Below are 24,281 nucleotides of genomic sequence, written 5' to 3' on the forward strand. Positions count from 1 at the left end.
ATGAACTTTACGAAATCATATACAAAATCATCTTTTGTTTATTCAAATCCGATTGCTTTTATTTTCCTGGCATTGCTCACCTGCCCCCTCTACGGGCAGGTGAAGCCCAAAGCAAACTTGACACCTTCGGTTTATCATTTGTGGCATTCAGCACGTTTGGACAGGGTTTCTCCTGATGAAAATTGGGCAAGCTACAAAGTACTCTACGAAAATAGCAAGGATACTTTATTTGTAAGGAATATTCACAACAACTCAACTTACGTTTTTCCAGCAGGTGGGCAAGGCATTTTCACAAATAACAGTTTCTTTGTCTGTCAGTCAGGAAGTCAAATCGCTATTCAAAACTTAAAAACTGGAAATAGGGAGATGATAACTGGAATAAAGGAATTTGCTTATAGTAAAGAAACGGATCGATTAATTGCAATAAGAAGTTCAAAAGAGCAAGGGGAAACCTTAATTATTCGATCGCTAATTAAATCAAATAGTAAAGAAATAGCTGATGTGAGAAATTTTAAGCTCAGCCCTAAAGGGCATCACTTGTTGCTAGAAATTAAAAGACATACCACCAATGAGATAGCGCTTGTTGATCTTAAAAAGATAAATGAGAAAAAACAATTGGCCATAGATACAGCAAACCAATTTGATAATTTTACCTGGCAGAAAAATGGGGAGGCCTTAGCTTTTGTTAGTCAGTCTGGCGAGCAAGAGATTAAGTCACTTGTTTACTATATTATTGCTGCAAATAAGCGTTACGAACTTGTTCTTGCTGCTAACTCGTATTTTTCAAATAACCTGTCGATTTCTGGCCGTGCAACTACTCCTATAGAAATCTCGGATGATCTGCAGAGAATAACTTTTTCTCTGCAAAACAAACCTGTAATTTCCAACAGCAAGCCAAAATCAAATGTGGAGGTTTGGAACATGAATGATAAACTCACTTTCAAAAAAAATATGAATTATGTGAATTATAATTTAGTTCCTCCTGTAGCGATGTGGATACCTAACTTGGATCAAATTATCCAAATTAATTCCGAGGAGCTTCCAGATTTAATGATTACAAGAAATTTTGACTATGCTGTTTTATCAAGTCCTAGTGCATACGCACCTCAGTTTGAACAATACGGGCCTAGAGACTTTTATATCAAAGACCTTAAAACACAGCAAAAAACGCTTATCTTAAAAAAACATCCATATGACCCTAGGTATCCAAACCTATCTCCAGATGGAAAATATTTCGTTTATTTCAAAGGCAAAGATTGGTGGGTGTATGATATCTCGGCTAAAACTCATTTAAATCTTACCATATCCTTGGGAGAAAGTTTCAAGGGAAAAACGGACGGGTGGGTTCCTGAATCCGCATTTGGTAATCCTGGATGGAGTATTGGCGATAAAGAGATTATACTTTACGATCAGTATGATATTTGGGCAATCACACCGGATGGGAAATCATTTAGAAGATTGACAAAAGGAAGAGAACTTGGAATTACCTATCGTATTGCGAGGGAACCAAACAAAGTTGGTCAAAATGTAGTTTTTAGCGGTTTGGTAGTTGATGCTTTTGATTTGTCTAAAGATCTATTTTTGCTGGCAAGAGGTAAGGATGAAAAAACGGGTTATTACAGGTGGAATGTTAAAACTGCTGAACAGCAAATTATTTATGGGAACAGCAAAGTTGATGATCTTAATTATAATGGTTCTAGAAAAAAAATCTTTTTCTCTGAGCAGAAATTTGATCTTTCACCACGTCTAGTGTCAACTACTCATTCTTCAACCCCTAAAGTATTTTTTGAAAGTAATCCGCAACAAAAAGATTATTTCTGGGGGAAGTCTGAACTGATTACCTATCAAAACTCCAAAGGTGTAGCGTTAAAGGGAGCTTTATTCTATCCTGCAAATTATGATCCTAAAATAAAGTATCCAATGGTGGTAGATATCTATGAATTAAAATCCAGCAATCTTCATAAATACGAAAATCCAGGTTACGAAACATCTTCAATCAATCCTAGTGTGCTCAATAGTCAAGGATATTTTGTCTTTATGCCTGATATACAGCTGTTGGAAGGAAGTCCAGGAGTTTCTGCTACAGATTGCGTAATTGCTTCAACTAAAAAAGTAATCGAAAAAGGTGTTGTAGATCCTTCCAGAATTGGATTAGTAGGACATTCTTTAGGAGGCTATGAAACCGCGTTTATTATTACTCAGACCAATCTATTTGCTACAGCCATTGCAAGTGGAGGTATTACGGATTTGATCAGTTTTTATCACACCATTAATCCATATACTGGAGAGCCGGATATGTGGCGCTTTAAAAATCAACAGTGGAATATGGGGGGAAGTCCATATGAGTTGCCAGAACTGTATAAAGCCAATTCTCCGATCGCTCATGTTCAAAATGTGCAGACACCTGTTTTATTATGGACTGGCAAGAGCGATTCACAAGTTGATCCGCATCAAACCATGGAGTTTTATCTGGCGTTACGTAGATTGGGTAAAAAGGGCATCATGTTACAATATCCTAACGAAGGGCATGCGCTTTTAGATTCTGAAAATAGGAAAGATTTGACAAACCGGATGTTAGATTGGTTTAATTATTTTCTAAAAGATGATAAATCCATTGAATGGATTGCAAAAGGTACAGCGCCTGTGCCAGTGAATTAGTTTTATAAAACAAAATCAACTAAGTTAAAAAATAGAATGATCAAAATAATTTCAAAAGGCTACTGCTTTGCCTTATTATCTCTGTTTCATTTGGTTGTATTAGCTTTAAAAATTAGATGAGGCGCAGAATTAGTGATCATAGCAAGAATAATCTAGGTAAATAATAGTTAATTAAGACTAAAATGGAGGCAATGCTGGATAGTAACCTCCATTTTAAATTTCTACATTTTATTTTTTTAAAATATCTCCCCTTAATTTCCCACCTCGAGAAATAATCAGTCCGAACTTGGCAAAAATCAAATATAACGCCAAAAATAGCTGTAGTAAAATCGAATGTGGATATTTATAACTATCATTGGCGTTAAATTTTGTAAATTTATAAGAGCGCAGGGATAGAAAATGATCAAAAAACCACTCATAGACGAAAAGTCGTTGCTGGCCAGAACAAGCCAGCGGGATGAGATGGCTTTTAAGATTATCTATGAATCCTATCAATCACAGGTACTGACTTTTGCGAACAAATATTTAAAATCAAGACAGCTGGCAGAAGAAGTGATGCAGGAGGTTTTCCTTAAGCTTTGGAACCTGGAGGAAAAGCTGTTAACGATTAATGATCTGGAAAGCTATATCCTTACCATCACCCGTAACCGTTCATTCGATGCCTTGAGGAAGCTCAAAAGGGAAAATCGTTTTGTACAGCCTATTGAGATTTCTGATGACGTAAGAGAAAACCTAACCGAAGAAAAGATACTACTGGATGATACCCGTCAGGTATTGGAACGTGGTATCGACCTCTTACCGCCACAGCAAAAATTAGTATATAAGCTTTGCCATCAGGGGGGATTAAAATACGATGAAGTGGCTGAACAATTGGGTATTTCTCCCCAAACGGTACATCGGCACATGAAACTGGCCTTGAGTTCGCTGCGTTCTTATGTCGCTAGCAACACTGATTTGGCTGTTCTGCTGATCATTCTAAAATTATTTTAAATAAAATTGATTTTCCATTGCCCGTACCACTACGGTTTTAGCGTCTATGTATAAAAGAGGGGTTAGCATTATATTAACTTTCTGCTAACAAATAATTAATTACATGGATCAACAGCGATTAGACTATCTCCATAAGGGTTACCTAAACGATTCGCTCAATAAAGAGGAACGTGAGCAATGGGGAACTGTTTTACAGTCCCGTGAACAGGAAGAACCGATCAAAATACTGATGGAACAGACATGGCACGGTATTCTGCCAGAAGAACGTATTTCCATTAGCGGCTCTCAATCAGATTTATTCTTCAACCAAATCATAGGTAAGCCTGAACTTACGCGTGTTAAACTATGGCCACGCATTGCCGTTGCCGCCTCTATTGCTTTCGCTATAGGCGTAGGTAGTCTATTGTACATCAACAAAGATAATAGAGGAAATAATCAGCAAACGGTACAGATAAATGATGTTGATCCGGGCAAAATGGGTGCAACATTGACTCTTGCCAGCGGTAAAAAAATCCGTTTGGACGATGCGGTTAATGGTGAGCTTACTAACGAGGCAGGGGTTTCGATCACAAAAACCAAGGATGGTCAATTGATTTACGAACTCAAAGAAACGGGTGCAGAGCACAACAAATTCAATACCCTGTCTACTTCCAACGGAGAGACTTATCAGGTGCGTTTGCCAGATGGGTCTGCCGTTTGGTTGAATGCTGCCTCAAGTCTGACCTATTCAGCGAATTTGATAAAAAATGGTAAACGTAGCGTTACGCTTTCTGGGGAAGCATATTTTCAAGTGGCTAAAGATAAATCCCATTCTTTTGTAGTCAGTACTGCTGGCCAGCAGATTGAGGTTTTAGGTACGCACTTTAATGTAAATGCTTATCCTGATGAACCGATCACAGCGACGACGCTTGTGGAAGGATCAGTAAAGGTGAGCTCGGGCTCCCATCAAAAAATGCTTAAGCCAGGTTATCAGGCAAAAAATAACGGGAAAGACATCAGAATATCAAAAGCTAATATAGAAAGTGTGACCGATTGGAAAGATGGAGAGTTCAATTTGGACGAGACAGATTTCAGGGTAGCGATGAGAAAGATCGCTCGCTGGTACGATGTCGAAGTAATCTATGACAAATCCGTTCCTGAGGATATTGAGGCTTGGGGATGGATTCCCAGAGATAGTAAATTATCATCTATACTAAAACTGATCGAAAACTCTGGACAGGTAAAATTTAGATTGGAAGGAAAAAAAGTTTACGTCTATAAATAAAAATGAAATTATCCTGTGAGAAAACCGACAAACTAACCGAACCATTAACCATTAAACTAAAAAGGGATGAGTAAATTTTTACGAAGGCAGAGCTAATGGCTTAAAACAAATCAACCAGCCCATAGTGGACTGGCTGAGATTTTTGGCTTTGGCCAATAATAAATATTAACCTATTACCGCAGTTTCCTGCTCCCTGGAAAGAAAAAGGTTACTGCAAGAACCAAAAACTAAACAAATGTATCAAATTATTGAAGTAATTGGTAGCCGTAAGCGGCTATACCAGAAAATATGCCTGATTATGCGACTGACCACGGTGATCATCATAGCCTGCCTGATGCAGGTGAGCGCAGCCGGACTGGCGCAAAAAATTACGCTCAACGAGCGGAATACATCTTTAGATAACGTTTTACGCTTGATCGGAAAACAAAGTGGCTTTGCTATATATTCTGACGGAAAAACCTTTTCAAAATCCCGAAAAGTAACGGTAGTAGTCAATAATGTTTCTGTGGAGGAGGCGTTAGATCAAGCTTTTAAAGGTTTGGGATATACCTATCAAATTGACGGCAAAACGATTGCTATAAAACCAAAGGAAGAACCCAATATTTTTGAGCGTATTATTGACCGATTTCAGAACATTGATGTTACTGGTAAAGTTGTAGATGAGAATGGGCAGCCAATTGCGGGAGCCACTATAAAGGTTAAAGGGACAAGTATAACTACTATATCTAACGAACAAGGAAGTTTTATCCTGAAGAATGTTGATGAAAATGCAGTTCTAGAAATTTCTTTTTTAGGCTTTCAAACTAAAAACGTTAAAGCTTTGAAGGATTTAGGTAATATAAGAATGGAATTGGCAATCGGTAAGTTAGATGAGGTTACTGTGAATGCGGGCTATTATAAGGTTAAAGAACGGGAGTTAACAGGAAGTATTGCTCATGTAACTGCAAAGGAAATCGAAAATCAACCAGTAACTAACGTCCTGGCAACTATGCAAGGAAGAATGGCTGGTGTAAGCGTTACGCAAAATACGGGCATGCCAGGTAGTGGTTTCCGAATTGAGATAAGAGGTCAAAATAGTCTAAGAAACGATGGTAATAGGCCATTTTATGTTATTGATGGTGTGCCATATTCTTCACAAAGTATTGGAAATAGTAACACTTCGTCAAATATGCCTGAGCAAAATAGTCCGCTTAATAGCATTAATCCAGCAGATATTAGCTCAATAGAAGTGCTTAAAGATGCCGATGCGACTGCTATTTATGGATCCAGGGGAGCTAATGGAGTAGTTTTGATTACCACTAGAAAGGGAAAAGTTGGTAAGACTTCTTTGAGCACCAATTATGCTAGTGGATTCGGAGGAGTTACTCGTTTTAAAGATGTGATGGAGACAAGGGAATATTTAGCGATGCGTAGAGAGGCTTTTGCTAATGACGGTGTAACCCAATTACCTTCGACCGCATATGATGTGAACGGCACCTGGGACCAGAACCGTAATACAAACTGGCAAAGAGAGTTAATCGGGGGTACAGCAACATATAATAATTTGCAATCCTCACTTTCAGGTGGATCTGCTCTAACGCAGTTTCTAGTTAACGGAAATTATAGTAGGGAAACCACTGTTTTTCCAGGCAAATTTGAATATGTTAAAGGAGGGATGCTTTTGAACATCAACCACGTGTCAGAAAACAAGCGTTTCCGATTGTCTTTATCGGCAAGTTATACGTTACAGAGTAACAACCTTCCTGCTGTAGACCTTACTACCGTGGCGACAACTCTTGCTCCAAATGCCCCGAGCTTATATGATAAGTTTGGTAATTTAAATTGGGAAAACAATACCTTTAACAACCCGGTGGCTGGTTTAGGGCAAAAAATTAAAGGAAATACTTCTGATTTAATAACCAGTGCATTACTGTCTTATGACCTGGGTTCAGGATTTGTTGTCAAAAGTAATCTTGGTTACACGGATCTCAATCAGAGACAATCAAATCTACAACCCTCCACGATTTTTAATCCGGCTTGGGGTTTGGGGACTGAATCTGCGACTGCTTTTATCAATAATTTAAAGCGCAATTCCTGGATCGCCGAGCCTCAGTTGACATGGAATCGAAAGATTGCGGAATTGGCTATAACTGCTCTTCTTGGAACAACTTTCCAACAGCAAAAGGGAAACCAGCTTGTAAATTATTATAGAGGTTTTGCAAACAATAGTTTGCTTGACAATCCGGCTTCTGCAACAACTAATACAGTTTTGAGTAGCGAGGAAAATTTGTACAAATACCAGGCTTTTTTTACGAGGATAAATTTAAATTGGGGAGGTAGGTATTTATTGAATCTTACCGGCAGACGTGATGGTTCAAGCAGATTTGGTCCTGGTAAAAAATTCGGCAACTTTGGTGCTATAGGTGCTGCCTGGATATTTAGTGAGGAGGACTGGACGAAAGAGAAGATTCCTTTTTTAACTTTTGGAAAAATTCGTGCAAGCTACGGAATCAGTGGAAATGACCAGATCGGTGACTACCAGTACCTGGATACGTATGGTGTTTCAGGAAATAAATATCAAGGGATTGCTGGAGTACAACCAAATAGGCTATTTAATCCTGATTTTGGCTGGGAAAGTAACCGGAAGTTAGAAATAGCGCTTGAAACAGGTTTTTTTAATGATAGGGTTTCAACAACAATAGCATGGTATAATAACATTTCGGATAACCAACTAGTAGGCATCCCACTACCAGCTATAACTGGTTTTTCATCAATTCAGTCGAATTTGGATGCTGTTGTACAGAACAGGGGTTTAGAAGTTAGCATTAGCACGGAAAATATTAAACGTAAGGAGTTTCGGTGGACGACTAGTTTTAATTTCACTAGCGGAAAAAATAAACTGATTTCATTTCCCGGGCTTGAAGGATCAACCTATAAAAATCAATTTGTGATTGGCCAACCTCTTAACATTAGTAAGGTTTACCATTATACCGGGGTTGATCCTTTAACTGGCATCTATCAATTTAAGGATGTGAATAATGATGGTATTTTATCTGCTGTTGACGATGCAAAAACCATCATAAACCGGAATCCGAAGTTTTATGGTGGCTTAGGGAACAATTTTCATTATCGTGGTTTTGAACTTGACTTTTTATTCCAGTTTGTTAAACAGTTAAATCTCAATGAGAATTTTTCAAATCCTACGCCCGGTACGATGAATAACCAACCCATTGCGGTAATTTCCCGATGGCAAAAACCGAATGATATAGGTCCATATCAAGGTTATAGCAACAGTAACGGAACCCGTATTACTGCTAATACCAGATTAATTGGAAGTGACGCTTCCTATAGTGATGCCTCTTATATTCGTCTAAAAAATATTGCCTTATCCTATCAGCTTCCTATAAGCTTGACTAGAAACTTCACTTGTAAGGTAAGTCTTCAAGGACAAAATGTGTTAACTTTTACCAAATACAAAGGAATCGACCCTGAATTTAGAGTTGGTGGATATTTGCCTCCGTTAAGGATATATACCGGCAGCATTCAATTAATTTTCTAATCTTATTTCAATTATCATGAAAATATTCTATACTAAGATATATCGTTCATTGCTGATATTGTTCATTTTCTGTTCTGTTGCGGCATGCAGTAAATTTACAGATGTAGACTTACCATCTTCCCAATTAGGTACTGGATCTGTCTTTGAAAGCAAGGCCACAGCAAATGCTGCCATTACTGATATTTATTCCAAAATCAGGGAACGGGGATTGCTTACAGGTTTCAACAGTGGCTTATCTGTCCAACTTGGGCTGTATGCTGATGAACTTCAATTCTATGGGCTGGCACTTTCAGCACAGGCAAATTTTTACAACAATTCACTTATCGCTACAGGAAATGAAACATCTACACTATGGACGGAAAGCTATAATCAAATATATGCGGTAAATTCAGCAGTTGAGGGAATAAACAAATCATTAGCCCTGCAAACTTTAGATAAAGACCAACTTATGGGGGAGGCACTTTTTTTACGTGGGCTAATCCACTTTTACTTAGTTAATTCATTCGGCCCGATTCCATATATTAAAACGACAAATTACCAGCAAAACAGAGTTGCTGGTAGAATGCCAGAAGCAGAAGTATATGGTTTGATCAAATCAGATTTAGAGCAATCGGTTACGCTTCTCCCAACTCAATACATCGGCACAGAAAGAGTACGTCCAAATAAGTGGGCGGCACAGGCATTACTGGCAAGAGTGTGTTTATATATGCAAAAATGGGATGAAGCTGCCAAAGCATCTTCGTCTGTGCTGGATCAATCAAGTTTATATAAGTGGCCAACCGATCTGAATACAGTATTTGTTAAAGAGAGCCTTTCGACCATTTGGCAATTGATGCCCGCAACTAATACACAAAATACCTATGAAGGCAACTCTTTTATCTTTATACAGGGACCTCCGACTTCAGTTGCCATTACTAACGCACTTTTCGGCGCATTCGCTGATAATGATCTGCGTCGTGGACAATGGTTAAACAAAGTTACGAACGGGAACTCGTCCTGGTATCATGCCTACAAGTATAAAGAGCGAACAACTACAACCGCCTCTAAGGAATATTCTATTGTATTAAGGATAGCAGAACAATACCTTATTCGTGCAGAAGCTCGTGCTCATCAGGGTAACCTTATCGGAGCTAAAGAAGATTTGAATAAAGTCAGAAATTTAGCGGGCTTGGGTAATTCTACTGCAAATACCGCTGATGAAATTATTGAGGCGGTTTTACAGGAACGCCGTTTGGAGTTGTTTACAGAATTTGGTCACCGGTTCTTTGATCTCAAAAGAACGGGTAAGCTAGACCTTGTTCTATCTCCCATAAAACCACAGTGGGGTACCAACGACCGGCTTTTTCCAATTCCTGAATCTGAACTATTACTTAATTCTAATCTAAAACCTCAAAATGCAGGATATTAATTCAACATATAGGATCTATATTAAGGGCTCACTTTTTATTATTCTGTTGCTCGTTTCCTGTTTGTCCCTTTCTGCACAGGTGAAGCAGAAAAGTATGCTAACACCCAAAGATTACCATTTATGGAGTAAGCTTTTTAACGCTCAAATTTCAAGTAATGGCAATTGGGCCAGCTATAGGTTATTTTATGAGTACACAAGGAAGGATACATTAGTTGTTCAACATACAAACGATGATAGGAGCTATGTTTTTCCTGGTTCCGCTACCGGAAAGTTCAATGGAGAAACAGATTTTGCATGTTTGAAAGGTGATACGCTTATTTTGCAGGATTTAAAATCGGGAAAACAGTTAAAGACCCCTGGTACAGCTAATTTCGCTTTTTCAGCAAACCAAAAATTTATTATTATCTTATTGAAGCAGGCCGACAAAAAAAATGCCTTAGAAATCAGGAACAGGCAAGGTTCCGTTGTTCAAAGGGTTTCAAACATTGCCCAATACATTTTTGACCCTTCTGGAAATGGCATTGTTTACAGCACGGCAAAAGATGATGGCTATAATGTAGAATTCATGCTGTTTAAAGATGCCATTTCGAAAAAAACAGTAACCACTGATCGTCAAGCAATGTTTAAAAAGCTTGTCTGGGAGGAAAATTCAATTGCCTTTATTGAAGCTTTAAGTCAACACCCTAAGCTCTTTGTTTATGATATTTTACAGGATAAGCTTAGTTTGCTGGATCCAACGAAAGTCACTGGCTTTCCTTCCCAAATGCAGGTTTCCGACGCACCAATGGCGCATCTCAATCTATCGGATGATGGTAAAAGAGTAATTTTCTGGATGAAGGATACTACAATCAAATCTGATTTTGTTGGTCCTAAAGCATTACAAATCTGGCATACGATGGATAAGCAAATGTTCGATTCAAAGAAATATTTTGGGAATTATGCCCTGTCTGATAAAATGGCAATTTGGGATATAAATACTCAAAGTGTGCTTCAAATAACTAATCAGGATTTGCCAACTGGATTTTTAAGCTCGGATTATAACTATGCATTCATTTATGATAGATATGCATATGAGCCTCAAACTCAACAAAATGGGCCGTACGACCTATTTCTGATTGATTTAAATAGTGGTAAAAGAAAACGTATCATTGAAAAATATGCCTTTGATAATATTCCATCGAGATCACCTGATGGAAGATACCTTTGTTACGCAACCAAACAGGGGCATTGGTGGATTTATGACATTCAGCGGGATTTGCATACCAATATAACCTTAGGCATTTCAGATTCATTTTTGACAGAGGATACAAATAGTCCAGGACAAGAAGCACCTTACGGGATTGGGGGATGGACTACAGATGGATATGTCATTCTTTATGATAGGTATGATTTATGGAAAGTCTCTTTGGATGGTAAAGAACAATTGAGGTTGACTAGGGGAAGGGAAATACAAAAAACTTTTCGGATAGAAACTTTTTCGAGTACTTTCAATATAAACATAGAAGCAAAAAAGAATAAGCTTGACCTGAATAGGGGTTTGATGCTTACCACGGCTAACAAAGAAACTGGCGCAAGTGGATTAAGTTCCTGGAATCCAAAATCAGGCGTTAAGGAACTCATTTGGGAAAATAAAAAAACTAATCTGTTTTATAAGGCCGAGAATAAAGCCATCTATATATATTTAGAGCGAAGCTTTACATCTTCACCCAGGCTCATGATGTATGATGGGAAAGTCAAGGAATTAGTACGAACCAACAAACAGCAAGATCAATTTTACTGGGGTAAAAATGAACGTATCGACTATACAGTGGACGGTATTAAAACAAAAGGTGTGTTATTCTACCCGGCAGGATATGAGACTGGAAAAAAATACCCAATGGTTGTAAGTATCTATGAGCGACAGTTTGCATACTTACATGAATATCAAAATCCTAGCCTAATACAAGGTGATGGGGATAACGTAACTAATTTTACGCATCAGGGTTATTTTGTTTTATATCCGGACATCAATTATGAATACGGTAATTTAAGAAAGTCTGTAACCCAAAGTGTGCTTACCGCTGTGGATACTGTTGTTGCAAAAGGGAGTATCTATCCTGATAAAATAGGGCTTATCGGACATTCTTTTGGTGGTTACGAAACGGATTTGATCCTTACCCAGACAGGGCGATTTGCAGCAGCAGTTGCCGGTTCAGCTTGGACAGACCTGGTGAGTACTTATTTGTATGAAGGCCCACTTATGAAAAGACCGGATTTTTTTAGGACGGAGAACCATCAATTGAGAATAGGGAAATCATTATTTGAGGATATGCCTGCTTATCTGAATAATTCTCCAGTCTTAATGGCAGATAAAGTAACTACCCCGCTGCTGGGATGGGTAGGTGAAGATGATCGACATATTCATTCCTTGCAAAGCATGGAGTTTTATTTAGCGCTGCGAAGAGCAAATAAAGCGCATACTTTGTTAATTTATGCTGGGGAAGAGCATACAATTGATAAAAATGAAAATGCAATTGACCTTAGCGAGCGGATTATGCAATGGTTTGATTATTATCTGAAAGATGGAAAAAGGCAAGGTTGGATGAATAGCGACTATGTAAGATAATATTTGCCGCGATACCACCAAAGCCTATACCTCCAGTTTTAAGGAAGTATAGGCTATTTCTTTTAGCTTGTTCTGTTAATGTCCAACCGAAGTTTCCCAATCTCTATCTTTACGCTTATCCTGACTCATAATTTTTGATTTTATAGGCTCAACCTTTTGTATTGTTGGATTATCTTCTTTTGCTTTTATGTTTATATTATCTGTAAATTCGTCCTTACAAGAGGTCAAAAGAAACACCGAGAGAATCATTACATAAGCTATTTTTTTCATAATTTAAGTTTGTTTATTTTTTGTAAGGTATTAAAACTTGAGGGTATTTGGAAGCGAAATATGGCTTAGGATAGGGGTGTTTTATAGATAAAATCAAATAAGTAAATTATTTGTATAAAAAATATACCTATAATTGGGCTTTATAATTCCGTAAATTAGCTTTACGCAAGCTTTATGCCAATAAAACCCCTACAGAGCGAACAAGAGTTATTGGCAAAAGTTGCCAAAGGGGATGAGTATGCTTTCGGCTTGTTATATAATCAGTACAATAAAAAGGTATTTGGTTTCGCCCTACAATTATTGAACTCAGAAATTCTTGCGGAAGAGGTTATGCAGGTAACTATGCTAAAGCTTTGGCAAATGGAAGAGGGATTGAATGCTATTCAAAACCTAGATGCATACCTGCGGGTAACAAGCAGGAACATCTCCTACAATATGCTTCGCCGATTGAAGCTGGAGCAAAATGCGAGTGAAGCATTGGGAAGGGAATGGCTTGAAGAGCACAATGAGACCGAAGAGCAGATCATTCTAAAAGACACAAAAAAAATTCTGGAGGAGGCTATTGAGGCTTTGCCGCCTCAGCAGAAGCTGGTCTATCAACTTTGTCATCAGCAGGGGATGAAATATGAAGAGGCTGCAAAGCAGCTTAATTTGTCTCCTTTAAGTGTGCAGACTTACATGAAATTGGCCTTGCGTTTTTTAAGGGCTTATATTTCAAAGCGTACTGATGTAGCAGCATTATTGATTATTTTCAAATTATTTTAATCCTCCATATCCCCTAAGGAACTTCTGGCGTGTCATATAAGAAAGAGCATGTTGATTTAGTGTGAAAACACGGTTAAAAATTTGCCGACTTATGAAAGATAATCCAAGGCTATTAGCACTTTATAAACTTCATCGCGATAAACTTGCTTCAGCAGAGGAGCAGGAAGAATTTGAGAAACTATTGTCAGACCAAGAGAATGAAGAGTTTTTAAAAAGTTATTTCGATGAGGTTTGGGGCAAGCTTTCTGAACCAGTTTATGCTTCACAGGAGATATCAAACTCCAGGGAAATATTAGATGACATTATCCGTTCCCCACAAAAATTACCGCGTAAAGTTAAGCTATGGCCGAAATGGGCAGTTGCGGCATCTATTGCCATAGTTATTTTTACCGGGGGATACCTTTATTTCCAGACCCGCTCTCAGAATTCTAAATCAACTGAGATTGTTAATGATATTGCACCAGGTAAGAATGGGGCTACGCTAACATTGGCAAATGGACAAAAGATTTTGATCAATGATGCCCTGGCAGGGAACATTGCGACTCAGGCCGGGGTAAGCATTTCTAAAAATGCCAGTGGACAAATTATATACGAAATTACTGACAATGGTTCCAATAATTCAGCATACAATTCACTGTCAACTACACGGGGGGAACAGACACAGGTGCGTTTGCCTGACGGAACCCTCGTGTTTTTAAATGCAGAATCTTCTCTTAAATATCCTACAAGTTTTAGAAAATTAGATAAGAGGCAAGTTTCCCTTACTGGAGAGGGCTATTTTGAAGTAGCTAAAGACAAGGCGCATCCATTTATTGTAAAAACGGCTAACCAAGAAGTTGAAGTACTGGGAACTCACTTTAACATCAATACTTACAGCAGCGAGTCAAACGTAAGAACAACCTTACTAGAAGGGAGCGTGAAAATTTCCTCATCAAACAACAGTAAAATCCTTAAGCCAAACGAACAGGCGATTTTATCAGGTGATGGGAATATTAGGGTTAGTGAAGCTGACGCGGCTGTTGCAGTTGCCTGGAAAAACAACCAGTTTATGTTCGACAGTGAAAATATCCAAACTGTTATGCGGATGATCGAACGGTGGTACGATGTAGACGTAGAGTACGTTGGGGAAATAACCGATGAAAAATTCTGGGGTGGCGTGTCAAGGTTTGATAAGGTTTCTAAAGTTTTAAAATCCCTTGAGTCAACTGGTAAAGTTCATTTCAAAATTGAAGGAAGGAAAATATATGTTTCAAAATAACAAGTTATAACAATTAACCATTTATTAATCTAACGGCGAAGCCCTCTTTAGCACAAAGGGAGATGCACAAACGTTAAAAACCAAAACAACATGCAAAAAAGATTACGACAGGAAAGCTGAGGCTGAATACGAGTGAATAAACCAGAAGTGCGACTAACACTCCTGGCTCCGTTCAGCTCCGTTAACAATAAATTATCAACTAACATCACAGGATGCCCAAGCTTCGAAACAATAGGCAAACTGTTAAACCGAACTAAACAAATGTATAAAAATTATACTGAAGAGAATAGTATGCTCTTGCGGCATGCTTCAAAAATATGGCTCATTATGCGATTAACCACCGTGATATTAATAGCTACCTTTCTGCAAGTCAGCGCTTCTGGCTTTGCTCAGAAGATTACACTTTCTAAATCTAATGCTCCACTAAAAACAATTTTTAAGGAATTAAGGAACCAAAGTGGTTATGTTTTTCTATGTACCGAAAATCAATTAAAGATTGCTAAACCTGTCAATATCAACGTGACAGCTGAAGATCTCGAAGAGGTTCTAAAACAGGTTTTTAAGAATCAACCTTTAACTTACAATATCAATGAGAAAACGGTAACAATTAAGGAGAAAGAGAGGTCTGTTATTGATAAAGTCATTGATTACTTTACTACTATAGACGTATCCGGAAAGATTGTGGACGAGAATGGGGAACCCATTGCTGGGGCGACGATTAAGGCGAAAGGATCTTCTATTACCACTATTTCAGACGGCAATGGGTTTTTCTCCTTGAAAAACATTTCAGATGATGCTGTACTACAGATTTCTTATATAGGCTATCAAATTAAAGAAGTAAAGGCTTCAAAGGATTTGGGTAGTATACAAATGGAATTGGCCATTGGGAAATTAGAGGAAGTAACCGTTAATGCTGGATATTATTCGGTAAAAGAAAAAGAGTTGACAGGTAGTATTTCGCGAATAACTTCAAAGGAAATCGAAAACCAGCCGGTTACCAATGTTTTGGCAACCATGCAGGGAAGGATGCCGGGTGTAAATATCGTACAGAACACGGGTATGCCGGGCAGTGGTTTTGAGATTGAGATACGAGGACAGAACAGTTTGCGATTCAATGGAAGCATACCACTATATATTATTGATGGGGTGCCTTATTCTGCCCAGAGCATTGGCAGCAACGTGACCTCGGGTAATATGCCTGCTGAGAATAGTCCGCTCAACAGTATCAACCCCGGAGATATTGCTTCTATAGAAGTGCTAAAAGATGCAGATGCGACTGCTATTTATGGTTCAAGAGGCGCCAATGGGGTGGTGTTGATTACCACCAAAAAAGGGGCCGGAGGTAAAACTGCCTTTTCTACAACGTATTCCAGCGGGATTGGTCAGGTTACCCGATTTATGGATGTGCTGCAGACCCCAGAATATTTAACGGTGCGCAGGGAAGCCTTTGCCAATGATGGGGTAACGGCGTATCCATCTTATGCTTATGATATAAATGGGACTTGGGACCAGAACCGAAATACCAATTGGCAGAAAGAGCTGATCGGGGGTACGGCAAGTTATAATAATCTGCAGTCTTCACTTTCGGGAGGATCAGCAAATACCCAGTTTTTGCTCAGCGGGAATTACAGCAGGGAAACAACTGTTTTTCCAGGCGATTTTAACTATCTTAAAGGCGGGGGGCACCTGAGTGTAAACCATGCCTCGGATAACAAACGCTTTAAGGCTAGCTTTGCTACTGGATTTACCGCTCAGCGCAATAGTTTGCCAGCGATAGACATAACTTCGGTAACAACAACGCTCGTTCCAAATGCACCTGCGCTGTATGATGCTTCAGGTAAGCTCAATTGGGAAAATAATACCTTTAATAACCCGGTAGCTGTGTTAGAAAATAAGATCAAGGGGGAAACCTATGATTTTATAGCCAATACGCTGGCATCCTATGATCTAGGCTATGGGTTTACTGCCAAGGGCAGTTTCGGATACACCAACCTCAATCAACAGCAATTTAACCTGGTGCCAAACACGATCCGTAATCCGGCGTTTGGATCAGGCAGTGATAGGTCAATTGTTTTTACAAATAAGTTAAATCGTAGCTCTTGGATTATAGAGCCACAGCTTAGCTGGATGGGTAATTTAGGAGATGCTAGAATAGATGCACTCCTTGGAACCACTTTCCAGCAGCAGAACGGGGATAAAGTGGTTAATCAGGCCATGGGATTTGCAAATAACAGTCTGATGGCTAATCCTGCATCAGCGACCACTTACAGGATTTTAAGCAGTGAGGAAAGTTTATATAAATATCAGGCTGTTTTTGCGAGGGTTAATTTCAATTGGGATGGTAAATACCTATTGAACCTGACTGGCAGACGTGATGGTTCGAGCCGTTTTGGGCCGGGTAAGAAATTCGCCAACTTTGGGGCCATAGGTGCCGGATGGTTGTTCAGTGAGGAGCGCCTGGTGAAAGATGCGCTTTCTTTTTTAAGTTTTGGGAAATTAAGGGCAAGCTATGGTATTAGCGGAAACGACCAAATTGGAGATTACCAGTATTTGGATACCTACGGCACTTCAGGGATGACCTATCAAGGGCTTTCCGGGCTTCAGCCAAGCAGGTTGTTTAATGCTGATTTTGGCTGGGAAACCAACAAAAAAACAGAGCTGGCGCTGGAAATGGGTTTTTTAAAGGGGCGGATTTCGACAACATTTGCATGGTTTCAAAACCGCTCGTCTAATCAGCTCGTCGGTATCCCGCTGCCTCGCACTACGGGGTTCTCTTCCATTTATGCGAACCTTGATGCAGTGGTTCAGAACAGTGGTCTGGAGCTGAGCATAAACACAGTGAATATCAAAAACAACCGGTTTAGCTGGACCAGTAGTTTCAACCTTACCAAAAGTGAGAATAAACTGGTATCCTTTCCAGGACTTGAATCATCGACCTACAACAATCAGTATGTAATAGGACAGTCTACAAATATCATGAAGGCATTCCATTATACTGGACTCAATCCCCTTACCGGAATCTATCAGTTTGAGGATTTTGACGGTGATGGTGCCATCTATTATGGCGATGATCAAAGGATATTTAAAAACCTGAACCCAGAGTTCTATGGAGGCCTTCAGAACCAGTTCCATTACGGTAACCTGAACCTTGATTTTTTTCTTCAATTTGTCAAACAGGAGAACTACAATGTTTTCAGCGGAATGGCTGGTACGATGACTAATCAGCCCATTGGTGTTCTTGCACGTTGGCAGGCTCCGGGAAATTTAGGCCCCTATCAGCGCTATAGCGATAGCGATGAAGATGTCGAACTTGCCAGTTATCTCTTTAGCTCGAGTGATGCTGCAGTAAGTGATGCCTCATATATACGCCTTAAGAATATTGCTTTATCTTATCAACTGCCAAAGAATTGGACCAAAAAATTTACCTGCAGGATCAGTCTCCAAGGACAAAACGTCCTGACGATCAGCAAGTACAAGGGCATAGATCCCGAATTTAAAAACCCAGGCTATTTACCTCCATTAAAGGTTTATTCCAGCAGTATCCAGTTAACTTTTTAATCCATTGTTTTATGAAAATATTTCATTTCAATATAGGCCTTCTAATACTGCTTTTGGCAATCGTATGCTTGCTACCGGCCTGCAGTAAATTTACAGAAGTAGATTTGCCATCTTCGCAATTGACCTCTGGCAGCGTTTTTGAAAGTAAATCCACGGCAAATGCGGCAATGGTAGATGTCTACTCCAAGATCAGGGATAACGGTCTGCTTACGGGCTCTAATTCCGGGCTATCGAACCAATTGGCGCTTTATGCTGATGAATTTCAGTTTTACGGGCCCGCTCTAGCGATACAGGCAAAATTTTTTAACAATTCTCTTAGTGCTACCGACGCAGCAATTGCCGAGCTATGGGAAAGTAGCTATAGCCAAATTTATGCGGCCAACTCGGTTATAGAAGGGGTGGGGAAAGCTGTGGCGCTTGCACCCGCCGACAAGCAGCAGCTTACCGGGGAAGCCCTTTTTATAAGGGCGCTGATCCACTTTAATCTGGTCAATACTTTTGGTCGGGTCCCCTACATCAAAACAACCAACTATCAGGAAAATAAAACGGTTTCGCGTATGGCAGAAGCTGAGGTCTACGCTTTGGTCAAATCAGATCTGGAACAGTCGGTTATATTTTTACCTGCTGCATATATTGGAGCAGAAAGAGTGAGGGCCAATAAATGGGCAGCTCAGGCATTACTGGCAAGGGTGTGCCTTTATATGCAGAAATGGGATGAGGCCGTTACAGCGTCCTCTGCAGTTTTAAGCCAATCTGAGTTGTACAAATGGCCTACTGATATCAATGGCGTGTTTTTAAAGGAAAGTCTTGCTACGATATGGCAATTGATGCCTAAAACAGGTGTAGAAAATACCTATCAGGGTAATATCTTTATTTTCCTGACCGGACCACCGCCCTCAACTGCAATCAGTGCATCGCTTTTTGGCGCTTTCGCTGCTAATGACCTTCGCCGGGAACAGTGGCTTAAAAGGGTGACAAATGGGACTTCAACATGGTATCATCCTTATAAATACAAAGAGAAGTCCAATACCAGTTCTTCCAAGGAATATTCGGTCGTGCTTCGAATAGCTGAGCAATACCTCATCCGCTCAGAGGCGAGGGCCCATCAGGGTAACCTTTCAGAAGCGAAGGATGACTTAGACAAAGTTAGGAACTTGGCTGGTTTGTCCAATTCGGTAGCCAATACTTCTGAGGACATTATAGAGGCTGTTATACAGGAGCGACGTCTGGAGTTGTTTACCGAGTTCGGACACCGGTTCTTTGATCTGAAAAGGACTGGAAAGCTGGATCAGGTCTTGTCGCCGGTAAAGCCAAAATGGGAAACCAGCGACCGTGTATTACCAATTCCTCAATCTGAAATTTCACTTAATCCTAATCTAAAACCTCAAAATGCAGGCTATTAAACCAAGATATAAATCTTATTTCTGGGCTTATTTAAGTTTAATCTATCTTTTTGTGTCCTCAACTAACCTTTATGGACAGGTTTATAAAAAGAGGTTGCTAACACCTGGTGAATATCCTTTGTGGGGCTATCTGGTGCCAGATAAAATTTCTGATAAGGCAAACTGGGTTAGCTACCGCTCTTGGTATGAGCATACCGGGGAGGATACGTTAGTAGTTCAACAAACCTATGGACATAAGAAGTATGTTTTTGCTGGCTCAGAATCAGGAAAGTTCAATGGAGACACAGATTTTGCTTGTATGAAAAGCGATACGCTTACATTAGTGGAATTGAAATCAGGGAAAAGCTTGAAAATTCCGCATGCAGCTAATTTCGCTTTTTCCGGAAATCAAAAATTTTTGATAGTGCTGCTCAAACAGACTGATCAGAAATTTACACTTGAAATTAGGGATAGAACTGGGTCGGTAGTCGAAAAGGTTTTAGATATTGCTCAATACCGATTTGAACCTTCAGAGAATGGTATAGTTTACTGCGTAGCAAAAAATAATGTTTATAGTGCGGAATTCATTTTGTTTAAAGATCTTGCTTCAAGAAAAACATTTACCACTAATCACAAGGCACCCTTTAAAAACTTTGTTTGGAGTGGAAATTCAATTGCCTTTATTGAGGCTTTAACAGAGGGATTTGAGATTTTCGTATATCATCTACTGCAGGATAAACTGAATAGGCTCGATCAGAAAAAAGCTACTGGATTTCCTGCTGAGATGAAGATTTCAGATGGGAGGTTTAAAAACCTGATGATATCAAAAAATGGGGAGAAAGTGTTTTTTTGGCTGAAAGAAAATCAAATAAAATCCAATCTTATTGATCCTAAAGCAGTACAGGTTTGGAATGCCGGGGATAAGCAGTTATTTGGTTCCAAAAAACTTTTGGGAGACTATGTAATGTCTGATAAATTGGCAGTTTGGGACTTAAAGCACAACAGTGTACTTCAGCTAACCGATAAGGACCGACCAAGTGGTTTTTTGAGTGCGGATTACAATTATGCTTTTACTTATGATAAAAACGCATACGAGCCTCAGACGAGACAAATTGGTGCTTACGATTTATATCTGGTCAATTTAAAAAATGGAGAGAAGAAAAGTATTATAGATCGTTATACTCTTGGAGATTATATTCCCTCAAGGTCACCTGATGGGCGTTACCTGTGTTATGCAAAACAAGGACACTGGTGGATTTATGATATTCAAACAGACCTACATACCAATATAACAACAAGCCTGCATAATTCTTTTTTTGTAGAATATACCAATATCCCACAGGAAGATGCCCCGTATGGAATTGGGGGATGGACCACCAAGGGAGAAGTTATCCTTTATGATCGGTATGACCTTTGGAAAATTTCTTTGGATGGAAAAGTAAAAGTAAGGTTGACCAAAGGAAGAGAAATACAAAAGACCTATCGTGTGAAATTTGATTCTAGGATATACAATGCAGGTGCCGAATCAAATATGTATACACTTGATCCAAATAAGGGTTTACTGTTAACCACCTCAGACAGAGACATAGGTGCAACTGGAATAAGTTATTTGAGTTCCAGACTGGGACCTAAAGACTTATTGTGGGAAAACAAAAAACTTCATCAGGTTAGTAAAGCGGAGCATATGGACACTTTTATGTACTTAGAGGAGAGTTTTTCATCTCCGCCAAAATTGATGCTCTATGATGGTAAAACTAAAGAGATTGCAGGCAGTAACAAACATCAGGATCAATATCATTGGGGTAAAAGTGAGCGGATTGAATACTTTGTGAACGGCATAAAGACCAAAGGTGTGCTGTTTTATCCAGCAGGTTACCAATCTGGCCGAAAATATCCTATGGTGGTCAATATCTATGAACGCCAGTTTGCCTATATTCATGATTACGAAAATCCTACCCTCATCAACGGTGCTGGTAATAACGTGACCAATTTTACACTTCAAGGTTATTTTGTATTGTATCCTGATATCAATTATGAATTTGGAAATTTAAAGGAATCAGTAACAAAAAGTGTGCTTTCAGCCGTTGATGCCGTTATTGTAAAAGGCGACGTGCAGCCAGATAAAATAGGGCTTATCGGGCATTCTTTTGGTGGCTATGAGACCGATTTAATTATTACCCAAACAGATCGTTTTGCAGCTGCAGTTGCCGGTGCAGCATGGACTGATCTGGTAAGTGCATATTTGTATTTTGGACAAGAGACCATGAGGCCGGATTTTTTTAGGTTTGAAGATCAACAAATGCGAATTGGCAAATCACTGTATGAGGATATGGAAAGCTATTTGAAAAATTCTCCTGTCTTATTAGCGGATAAAGTTAAAACACCTCTATTAGGATGGGCTGGTAAAGATGATGCAACGATCAATTCTTTACAATCTATGGAGTTTTTCCTGGCACTTCGCAGGGCAAATAAGGAACATATTCTATTGGTTTATCCGGAAGATGGACATCAACTGGAAAAAAAGGAAAACGCGGCCGACCTTAGTGAACGAATTATGCAATGGTTTGATTATTACCTGAAGGGAGGTGAAAAACAGGATTGGATGAACAAAAACTGAACGTTGTTAACCAAGGTTTCATATACGGATTTGAGAATTTTCAAAATTAGTCTACCAGAGGTATTATCGATGGGATAGTGAAGCAAATAAAGTATTGGTAATGCGAATAAACTTAGTATAATAGTTAATGATAAAAGGGAACTGCCAGGATGGGAAAGTCCCTTTTTTTTAAATCTATTGTATATGATTAAAGCTATATCAGAAGACAAATCTTTGGTGATTTAAAATAAGGAAATCCGGCGACATCGCCGGATTTTTCTTTTTAAGGGTTTTTACTTTTGAATGTTAACCTAAGATAAACTGATGAATAAGCTCTCATTGGCTGCCCGGTTTCTATCGTTAGGCTGAAACGCCGGTGGCAGATTTGATTGTATCGATTAAAATGCGCAGGTTACTGCCAATAATATGTTTGATTTCATTTTCTGTAAAAGGCTGGCCATAAGCTTTTTTTAGTGTAGGTTCTTTCTTGTTGTTTATAGTAATTGAATAATCAAACTCGTTGAATGTAAAATGATTTGTAATGATTATATCAGTTCTTTCTGTTGCCTTTTTTAAGGCGGTTCCTTTAACACCAATATTAAGACCTCGCAGATAAGGATATTTTTTTAAGCCTTCGTTGACTTTCGCTGTGAATTTATCAGTATTGTAAGTATAGTCTATTCCAGAATTGTTGTTGGATGAATAAAGAATTGCACTGATGTTAATGGTCAAATCGACAAAGTAATCTTTTAATGCTTCGAGTTTTTCTTCAATTGCTGATGCAACTTGCACAGATCTTTCGGTAACGATAATCTGAAGTTCTTCCTCTGACCTCTTTTTTTCGAAATTGTTGGGCCTTCTATCCAGTTCATTTTTAAGCAAGGCAAGTTCCTTATCCAGGTCATCTGGTTCTTCCAGGTTTTCGCCTTTAGCTGCTTTAAGCCATACGTCAAAACTCCATACTACCTGTTCAGCGATATGCTCGCTGAAAGCAGGCAGGTCTCCAGCATCAGCTTTATGCAATGCGGCCAGGTATTGTTTTTTTTCTGATGACTTAATCACCACCACAGGATATCCCTTTCTTATAAGAATGTAGTTCATTAACAACCGGGCTACCCGGCCGTTACCATCATCAAAGGGATGGATGCGCACCAAACGGTAATGTAAAATAGAAGAGAGAATAACTGGGTCTTCTTTATGCATGTGTTCATTTGTCCATTGAATAAGCTCGGCCATTTCGGCCGCTACCTTACCGGGCTCGGTATAATGTAACATTTCGCCATTGGGCAGAATAACCGAATTTGGTGTTTTTTTATAATCGCCACGTGTTATTTTTTTTCTGGTAGATTGTCCATCCGGGGTTTGGGCATCTTTCCAGAAATCCCGTACAAGCAAATGTTTGTTCAGCGAGCGGATAAACTGTTCTGTTAGCGGGCGTTCTATATCAAGGGCTTCTTCCTGTACCATTTTTAAGGCTACATCGTGCGCTTTCATTTCTTCATATTCACGCATTTCATGGTCGCCAGTGGTTTGATCAAACAGTAGCAGTAACGCGGTTTCGCCATAGGTTAGCCTATTGCCTTCCAGGTGATTGGAATTGTAATTAAACTCCAGCCGAAACTTTTTGTCAACTGCTCTTTGCTGTTCGGCAGAGAGCGGCAGCAATTTTTGTAATTGTTGGTTTTGCTGTGTTATGTGTTGTAAAAGTGCTCCGAGTGTGGCCATGTTTAGAATTTAAGCTAAAATACTAAAAAGAATTAAGGGTTCATCAGCTATAGATGTTCAGTATTTCTGATGAAACCTGTTCGTTTATCTTCTTTTTTTGATGGGAATAAAGGTTACTGGTTCGTTGCGGATGATTTTAATGAATATATGTAATGACATATCTCCTGGATACCCATAATTTATCCTTGCAGATTTGCGCTGGCGCTTTTTACTCCTTTTATTCGCAAGGCCTGAAAAAAGCCATGCAAAAAACGGGGTGAGGGG

The 24,281-nt window shown here is 39.2% G+C and carries 13 protein-coding genes; 11 read left to right on the plus strand and 2 right to left on the minus strand.

The annotated features are described in order from the left end of the window. The 6 genes from B9A91_RS16115 (at window position 1) to B9A91_RS16140 (ending at window position 12,463) form a co-directional block, all read left to right on the plus strand. Window positions 1-2,658 (plus strand): S9 family peptidase, encoded by a 2,658-nt coding sequence (locus B9A91_RS16115; protein ID WP_084240035.1) that lies wholly within the window; start codon window positions 1-3, stop codon window positions 2,656-2,658. 399 nt (window positions 2,659-3,057) lie between these two features. Then, window positions 3,058-3,648 carry an RNA polymerase sigma factor gene (locus tag B9A91_RS16120; protein WP_084240036.1) on the plus strand — a complete coding sequence of 197 codons (591 nt, stop codon included), beginning with the start codon at window positions 3,058-3,060 and terminating at the stop codon, window positions 3,646-3,648. Between the two features lie 103 nt (window positions 3,649-3,751). Further along, the gene (locus B9A91_RS16125; protein ID WP_084240037.1) at window positions 3,752-4,912 is read left to right on the plus strand and encodes a FecR family protein; all 1,161 of its coding nucleotides are present in this window, start codon (window positions 3,752-3,754) and stop codon (window positions 4,910-4,912) included. Window positions 4,913-5,147: 235 nt separating this feature from the next. After that, window positions 5,148-8,450, plus strand: a complete 3,303-nt coding sequence (locus B9A91_RS16130) for a SusC/RagA family TonB-linked outer membrane protein (RefSeq protein ID WP_144008964.1) — start codon at window positions 5,148-5,150, stop codon at window positions 8,448-8,450. Between the two features lie 16 nt (window positions 8,451-8,466). Next, complete coding sequence (locus B9A91_RS16135) at window positions 8,467-9,858, plus strand: RagB/SusD family nutrient uptake outer membrane protein (RefSeq protein ID WP_084240038.1); 1,392 nt, start codon at window positions 8,467-8,469, stop codon at window positions 9,856-9,858. Then, window positions 9,845-12,463 (plus strand): S9 family peptidase, encoded by a 2,619-nt coding sequence (locus B9A91_RS16140; RefSeq protein ID WP_084240039.1) that lies wholly within the window; start codon window positions 9,845-9,847, stop codon window positions 12,461-12,463. The genes B9A91_RS16135 and B9A91_RS16140 overlap by 14 nt, the downstream gene beginning before the upstream one ends. Before the next feature lie 75 nt (window positions 12,464-12,538). Here the strand turns inward: B9A91_RS16140 and B9A91_RS16145 are convergent, their stop codons facing one another. Continuing rightward, on the minus strand, window positions 12,539-12,733 hold the full coding sequence (locus B9A91_RS16145; protein WP_084240040.1) for a hypothetical protein: 195 nt from the start codon (window positions 12,731-12,733) through the stop codon (window positions 12,539-12,541). Between the two features lie 174 nt (window positions 12,734-12,907). On the opposite strand from B9A91_RS16145, the gene B9A91_RS16150 reads away from it, so the two are divergent. The 5 genes from B9A91_RS16150 to B9A91_RS16170 all read left to right on the plus strand — a co-directional run bounded on the left by B9A91_RS16150 (window position 12,908) and on the right by B9A91_RS16170 (window position 22,313). Beyond that, window positions 12,908-13,498, plus strand: a complete 591-nt coding sequence (locus B9A91_RS16150; RefSeq protein ID WP_084240041.1) for an RNA polymerase sigma factor — start codon at window positions 12,908-12,910, stop codon at window positions 13,496-13,498. Window positions 13,499-13,589: 91 nt separating this feature from the next. Further along, window positions 13,590-14,756 (plus strand): FecR family protein, encoded by a 1,167-nt coding sequence (locus B9A91_RS16155; RefSeq protein ID WP_084240042.1) that lies wholly within the window; start codon window positions 13,590-13,592, stop codon window positions 14,754-14,756. A gap of 261 nt (window positions 14,757-15,017) precedes the next feature. Further along, the gene (locus B9A91_RS16160) at window positions 15,018-18,314 is read left to right on the plus strand and encodes a SusC/RagA family TonB-linked outer membrane protein (protein WP_200815677.1); all 3,297 of its coding nucleotides are present in this window, start codon (window positions 15,018-15,020) and stop codon (window positions 18,312-18,314) included. Window positions 18,315-18,325: 11 nt separating this feature from the next. Continuing rightward, window positions 18,326-19,717, plus strand: a complete 1,392-nt coding sequence (locus tag B9A91_RS16165) for a RagB/SusD family nutrient uptake outer membrane protein (RefSeq protein WP_084240043.1) — start codon at window positions 18,326-18,328, stop codon at window positions 19,715-19,717. Next, window positions 19,704-22,313 carry a S9 family peptidase gene (locus B9A91_RS16170; RefSeq protein ID WP_084240044.1) on the plus strand — a complete coding sequence of 870 codons (2,610 nt, stop codon included), beginning with the start codon at window positions 19,704-19,706 and terminating at the stop codon, window positions 22,311-22,313. Before B9A91_RS16165 ends, B9A91_RS16170 begins: the two co-directional genes overlap by 14 nt. 339 nt (window positions 22,314-22,652) lie before the next feature. Here the strand turns inward: B9A91_RS16170 and B9A91_RS16175 are convergent, their stop codons facing one another. Next, the gene (locus B9A91_RS16175) at window positions 22,653-24,017 is read right to left on the minus strand and encodes a Fic family protein (protein ID WP_084240045.1); all 1,365 of its coding nucleotides are present in this window, start codon (window positions 24,015-24,017) and stop codon (window positions 22,653-22,655) included. Window positions 24,018-24,281 lie beyond the last annotated feature (264 nt).

The organism is Pedobacter africanus, from assembly GCF_900176535.1.
In the GTDB taxonomy this organism is placed as follows: Bacteria; Bacteroidota; Bacteroidia; order Sphingobacteriales; family Sphingobacteriaceae; genus Pedobacter; species Pedobacter africanus.